The sequence below is a fragment of the Citrobacter sp. genome, from assembly GCF_050252275.1.
Lineage (GTDB): Bacteria > Pseudomonadota > Gammaproteobacteria > Enterobacterales > Enterobacteriaceae > Citrobacter_A > Citrobacter_A amalonaticus.
In genome coordinates this window covers 1-6,134 of record NZ_JBFWLF010000273.1, presented here as the reverse complement: position 1 = coordinate 6,134, position 6,134 = coordinate 1, and the positions used below count along the sequence as shown (strand labels likewise).

The window sequence follows — 6,134 nt, the reverse complement described above, 5'->3', positions numbered from 1 at the left end:
AGAGTTATCGGTTAGTGGTTCGTCAGCAGGGACGTATCGTGGGACATTTTGAAACCAGCGGGCTGAATGCGCTGGAAGATATCTGCGTGGCGCGCGCGATGTTTGGCATCACGGGCGGCTATCAGTGCGAACTGTTGGTTTCTGATTCAGAAAAGCGGATGCTGGAGAGCGGGCCGGAAGGGATGAAAATCCTGATGCGTGAAAAGTGTTATCGCCCGGTGACCTCACCATTGTAACCGCGAACTGATGCCGGATGGCTGCGTAAGTGCCATCAGGCGGGTTTGCCATCCGGTAGATAAAAAAATGGCGCCAGAAGGCGCCATTTTTCTCTGCGGCAAGAATTATTTCTTGATGCGGATAACCGGGGTTTCACCCACAGTCACGCTACCGGACAGTTTGATCAGTTCTTTGATTTCGTCCATGTTGGAGATAACAACCGGAGTCAGGGTTGACTTGGCTTTTTCTTCCAGCAGCGGCAGATCGAATTCAATTACCGGGTCACCCACTTTCACACGCTGGCCTTCTTCAGCGATACGCTTGAAGCCTTCGCCTTTCAGCTCAACGGTGTCGATACCGAAGTGAACAAACAGTTCGATACCGCTATCGGATTCGATAGAGAACGCATGGTTGGTCTCAAAGATTTTGCCGATGGTACCGTCAACCGGTGCAACCATCTTATTACCGGTTGGTTTGATAGCGATGCCATCACCCACGATTTTTTCAGCAAAAACGACATCCGGTACGTCTTCGATGTTGACGATCTCGCCAGAGAGCGGTGCAACAATCTCAATAGTTCCGGTGTCTTTCTTATCATCAGAAACCAGAGACTTCAGTTTATCGAACAAACCCATGATCTTCTCCTAAGCAGTAAATTGGGCCGCATCTCGTGGATTAGCAGATTGTTTTTTCTTCAATGAACTTGTTAACCAGCGTCATTAACTCGTCCGTTGTCGGTTGAGCAAGAGCCTGCTCTGCTAACACCTTCGCATCTTCGAAGTTCGTGTTACGGATAATCTTCTTAATGCGCGGGATAGAAATGGCGCTCATAGAGAATTCGTCCAGACCCATCCCCAGCAACAGAAGTGTAGCACGTTCGTCGCCTGCAAGCTCACCACACATGCCAGTCCATTTACCTTCAGCATGAGAAGCATCAATAACTTGCTTGATCAATGTGAGGACAGATGGCGACATTGGCTGGTAGAGATGTGAAATCATATCATTACCACGGTCAACTGCCAGAGTGTACTGCGTTAAATCATTGGTGCCGATACTAAAGAAATCAACTTCTTTGGCTAAATGACGAGCAATCGTTGCCGCAGCCGGTGTTTCCACCATCACGCCAATCTCAATGGTCTCGTCAAAGGCTTTACCTTCGTCACGCAGTTCCTGTTTGTAGATTTCGATCTCTTTACGCAGTGCGCGAACTTCTTCAACAGAGATGATCATCGGGAACATAATGCGCAGTTTGCCGAAAGCAGACGCGCGAAGGATAGCGCGAACCTGATCGCGCAGGATCTCTTTACGATCCATCGCGATACGCACAGCACGCCAGCCCAGGAACGGGTTTTCTTCTTTCGGGAAGTTCATGTACGGCAGCTCTTTGTCGCCGCCGATGTCCATGGTACGCACGATCACCGCCTGAGAGCCACACGCTTCAGCCACGGCTTTGTAAGCTGCAAACTGTTCTTCTTCAGTCGGCAGCGCGTCGCGATCCATAAACAGGAATTCAGTACGGTACAGACCCACACCTTCCGCACCGTTGCGCTCTGCGCCTTCGACGTCACGCACGGTACCGATGTTGGCGCACACTTCAACCTGATGGCCATCCAGGGTGATGGCAGGGAGATCTTTCAGTTTAGCCAGTTCCGCTTTTTCAGTGGCAACTTGCTCCTGAACGGCGCGCAGTTTTTCAATTTCTTCGTTGGTCGGGTTGACGTAAACCTGGTTGTTTACGGCATCCAGAATCAGATAATCGTCGTTTTTCACCTGAGAGGTGACGCTACCGGTACCCACGATGGCTGGCAGTTCCAGAGAACGCGCCATGATAGAGGTGTGGGAAGTGCGGCCGCCCACGTCGGTAATGAAACCCAGCACCTTTTTCAGGTTCAGCTGTGCGGTTTCTGACGGGGTCAGGTCAGCGGCAACCAGGATGACTTCATCCTGAATTGCGCTCAGGTCAATAATTGCCAGCCCGAGGATGTTGCGCAGCAGGCGCTTACCGATGTCACGTACGTCAGCCGCACGTTCTTTCAGGTATTCATCATCCAGTTCTTCCAGGGCAGTGGCCTGACCTTCGATAACTTCATGCGCAGCTGCGTCAGCCGTCATGTGTTTATCTTTAATCAGGGCTATGATTTCCTGCTCCAGCTCCTCATCTTCGAGCAGCATAATATGCCCTTCGAAAATGGCTTCTTTTTCTTCACCGAACGTTTCACCAGCTTTCGTTTTGATCGCTTCTAACTGTGCAGATGCCTTGGCACGACCGCTCAGAAAACGTTCAACTTCCTGATCAACCTTGTCGGCAGAAATTTTTTTCCGGTCAATGACGATTTCGTCTTCTTTCAGCAAAAGTGCTTTGCCGAAAGCGATACCCGGGGATGCTAAAATGCCTGAAATCATAACCCTACCTTACTTGTGACTGATTTTTAAAAGAACCCGGAAAAACTTATTCCAGTTCCGCCATCAGCTTGACCAGATGTTCTACGGCTTTCTGCTCGTCTTCACCTTCTGCAGAGATGGTCACGACGGTACCCTGAGTCAGACCCAGAGTTTGCAGTTTAAACAGGCTTTTCGCGCTGGCGCTTTTGCCGTTGGAAGTCACAGTAATCTCAGAAGTGAAGCCTTTCGCTTCTTTAACAAACTGAGCAGCAGGGCGGGTGTGCAGACCGTTCGGAGCGGTAATGGTAACTTCTTGCTGGAACATTGTATTTCCCCAACTTATAGGTTTAGTGTTGTGGAACTAAAGTCTAGCCTGGCGGTTTGACTTTAGCCTGTATTGTTAGCGCCGGCGTAAACGGGCGCGACACACCAGGTGTTTTACGCCATCCGTTGCTGTCAACCTCTGGCCGCTGACGTTTCGCTCGTCATTAAACATTATGCCGCTAAATCAATACTTGAACCAAATCATAAAATCGATTCAGCTAGCAGTTTTCCTGTAACGATTAATTTCGCGCTTCAAAATAATTAATCAGGTTAAATACCAGACCTGGCGGGGTGAAGCAATGGCAGGTGGGGTGAAAGTTTGAAGCAGGCCACAAAAAAGCACCTGAAAAGGTGCTTTTTTACGCGTTTTTAACATGCTGGCATTACTGTTGCAATTCTTTCTCTGTGAAGAGATCGGCAAACAGTGCAGTGCTCAAATAACGCTCACCCGATGACGGTAGGATAACCACAATATTCTTATTGGTAAAGGTTTCATCTTCCTGAAGCTTAAGAGCGGCAGCCACTGCGGCTCCGGAGGAGATACCGGCAAGAATGCCTTCCTCTTCCATCAGGCGGCGGGCGGTGGAGATCGCCTCTTCGTTGGTGATGGCGACCACTTTGTCGATCAGTTTCAGATCCAGGTTACCCGGAATGAAACCGGCACCGATACCCTGAATTTTGTGCGGACCTGGCTTCAGCTCTTCGCCTGCAAGCGCCTGAGCAATGACCGGGGAATCCGTTGGCTCAACGGCAACGGTAATCAGATCGGTTTTGCCTTTAGTGCCTTTAATATAGCGGGTGACGCCGGTCAGTGTACCGCCAGTCCCCACGCCGGAGATGAAAACGTCAACCTGGCCGTCGGTATCTTCCCAGATTTCCGGACCGGTGGTTTTTTCGTGAATTTCGGGGTTTGCCGGGTTGCTGAACTGCTGAAGCAACAGATACTTCGCCGGATCGCTGGCGACAATCTCTTCTGCTTTCTGAATGGCGCCTTTCATGCCTTTTGCGCCTTCGGTCAGCACCAGGTTGGCACCCAGCGCTTTCAGCAGTTTACGACGTTCGATACTCATGGTTTCCGGCATGGTCAGCGTCAGTTTGTAACCACGTGCCGCCGCGACATAGGCCAGCGCGATACCCGTGTTGCCGCTGGTGGGTTCAACCAGCTCGACGCCCGGTTTCAGCACGCCGCGTTTTTCAGCATCCCAAATCATATTGGCACCGATACGGCATTTCACGCTGAAGCTCGGGTTACGTGATTCCACCTTCGCCAGAATGCGTCCGTTACCGATACGGTTCAGTCGAACCAGCGGCGTATGACCGATAGTCAGCGAGTTGTCTTCAAAAATCTTACTCATGGCCTGTCCTTAACTGTATGAAATTGGGATACCTTCCCAGCATACCCTTCAGACGAATATGGGGAAGTAAGGATTTCGCATATCTATATGCTATGAAGAAATAATGGGTATCAGTATGGAATAAGAGGCGTTATAAACAACCTCTTATTTACACAAACTTTCGTTATTTCCATAACGCGTGCTTAGCACGATAGCAATCCACCCACATCGCCGTGGCGCCACAGACTGCCACTGGCATGATGAAGAGATTAAGAACCGGGATCAGGGTAAACAGGCTGGTGAGCGCACCAAACTGCATATTGGTGACCTTACGGCTGCGCAGAGCAGTGCGCATCTCTTTAAACGGCACTTTATGGGTGTCAAAAGGGTAATCGCAATACTGAATGGCCAGCATCCAGGCGCTGAACAGGAACCACAGTACTGGGGCGACGGTTTGCCCGATGCCGGGAATAAAGTAAAGGATCAGCAGTACGATGGCGCGTGGCAGATACCAGGCCAGCTTTTGCCATTCGCGTTTCATAATCCGCGGCACATCTTTCATGATCCCCAGAATGCCCGTGTCCGGCGGCGTTGCGCCGGTGAGTCGCGCTTCCAGTTGCTCCGCCAGCAGCCCGTTAAACGGCGCGGCAATCCAGTTGGCCAGGGTCGAGAAAAAATAGCCAAACACCAGCAGCACAGAGATGACCGCGACAGGCCACAGCAGATAGCTCAGCCATTGCAGCCAGTCCGGGACGTGATTCATAAGCGACGGGATCCAGACATCCAGCTGTGTGAACAGCCACCAGAACGCACTGCCCATTAGCAGGATGTTGACCAGTAGCGGTAAAATGACATAGCGACGGATCCCTGGTTGCGAAACCAGTTTCCATCCCTGAGCAAAGTAGTAAAAACCGCTGCGTGGCGCAGTGACAGATGATGACACCATAGTCAGGACATGCTCCTTTTCGTATAAGTCCTAAGCGAACACGGGTATCTTACCGGGTTATCGCACACAGAACAGTTCGGAAATGTTCGAAAAAACAGCAAAAAGCACGATTTCGTTCATCTTTATGCTGTGAAAGCTAAGAGTACACTTGCACTTGACGTAATCGGCAAATACTCTTAGTGAGTAAATGTTTGCCGTGGTGGCAAGGTGTTAGAACAACAGAGAATATAATGATGCAGGATTTGCGTCTGATATTAATCATTGTTGGCGCGATCGCCATAATCGCTTTACTGGTACATGGTTTCTGGACCAGCCGTAAAGAACGATCTTCTATGTTCCGCGATCGTCCACTGAAACGCATGAAATCAAAACGCGACGACGACTCGTATGACGATGATGTCGAAGCAGACGAAGGCGTGGGTGAAGTTCGTGTTCACCGCGTGAATCATGCCCCTGGCAACCCGCAGGAGCATGAAGCTCCTCGCCAGTCGCCGCAACACCAGTACCAGCCGCCTTATGCGTCGGCACAACCGCGTCAGCCGGTTCAGCCATCGTCTGAAGTGCCGGTACAGCCGCAGCATGCCCAGCGTCCGCCGCAGCAGCCGGTACACCAGCCACAGCCTGCGCCGCAGCAATCCGCTCAGCCGCAGCCGGTGCATCAGCCTGCGCCACAGCAACCTGTGCATCAGCCGCAGCCGGTTCAACAACAGCCTGTCGCGCCGCAGGTTCAGCCCGTTCAGCCGACTGCACCGCAGCCGTCGCCACAGGCTTTCCAGCCCGCAGAACCCGTGGTCGAGCCACAGCCTGAGCCCGTCGTTGAAGAAGCGCCAGCCCCGGAAAAGCCTCAGCGTAAAGAAGCGGTAATCATCATGAACGTCGCCGCCCATCATGGCAGTGAGCTTAACGGTGAAGTGCTGCTCAACAGCATTCAG

Annotated in this window: 7 protein-coding genes; 2 read left to right on the top strand and 5 right to left on the bottom strand. The window is 51.5% G+C overall.

The window, feature by feature from the left end:
* The coding region (locus tag AB7E14_RS19105) for a cytoplasmic protein (protein WP_428169801.1) at positions 1-236 on the top strand (236 nt) is incomplete at its 5' end.
* A 105-nt stretch (positions 237-341) separates the two neighbouring features.
* Here the strand turns inward: AB7E14_RS19105 and crr are convergent.
* The 5 genes from crr to cysZ all read right to left on the bottom strand — a co-directional run bounded on the left by crr (position 342) and on the right by cysZ (position 5,202).
* Positions 342-851 (bottom strand): PTS glucose transporter subunit IIA, encoded by a 510-nt coding sequence (gene crr / locus AB7E14_RS19100; RefSeq protein WP_000522253.1) that lies wholly within the window; start codon positions 849-851, stop codon positions 342-344.
* A gap of 40 nt (positions 852-891) precedes the next feature.
* Complete coding sequence (gene ptsI / locus AB7E14_RS19095) at positions 892-2,619, bottom strand: phosphoenolpyruvate-protein phosphotransferase PtsI (protein ID WP_042999907.1); 1,728 nt, start codon at positions 2,617-2,619, stop codon at positions 892-894.
* Positions 2,620-2,665: 46 nt separating this feature from the next.
* Positions 2,666-2,923 carry a phosphocarrier protein Hpr gene (gene ptsH / locus AB7E14_RS19090; protein WP_000487600.1) on the bottom strand — a complete coding sequence of 86 codons (258 nt, stop codon included), beginning with the start codon at positions 2,921-2,923 and terminating at the stop codon, positions 2,666-2,668.
* Positions 2,924-3,305: 382 nt separating this feature from the next.
* Positions 3,306-4,277, bottom strand: coding sequence for a cysteine synthase A (gene cysK, locus AB7E14_RS19085; protein ID WP_042999909.1), 972 nt, complete (start codon positions 4,275-4,277; stop codon positions 3,306-3,308).
* 163 nt (positions 4,278-4,440) lie between these two features.
* A complete protein-coding gene (cysZ, locus tag AB7E14_RS19080) occupies positions 4,441-5,202 on the bottom strand; it encodes a sulfate transporter CysZ (RefSeq protein WP_428169800.1) in 762 nt (253 codons plus the stop codon).
* Positions 5,203-5,432: 230 nt separating this feature from the next.
* On the opposite strand from cysZ, the gene zipA reads away from it, so the two are divergent.
* Positions 5,433-6,134 (top strand): cell division protein ZipA (gene zipA, locus AB7E14_RS19075; protein ID WP_428169799.1); only part of this gene is annotated, 702 nt, incomplete at its 3' end.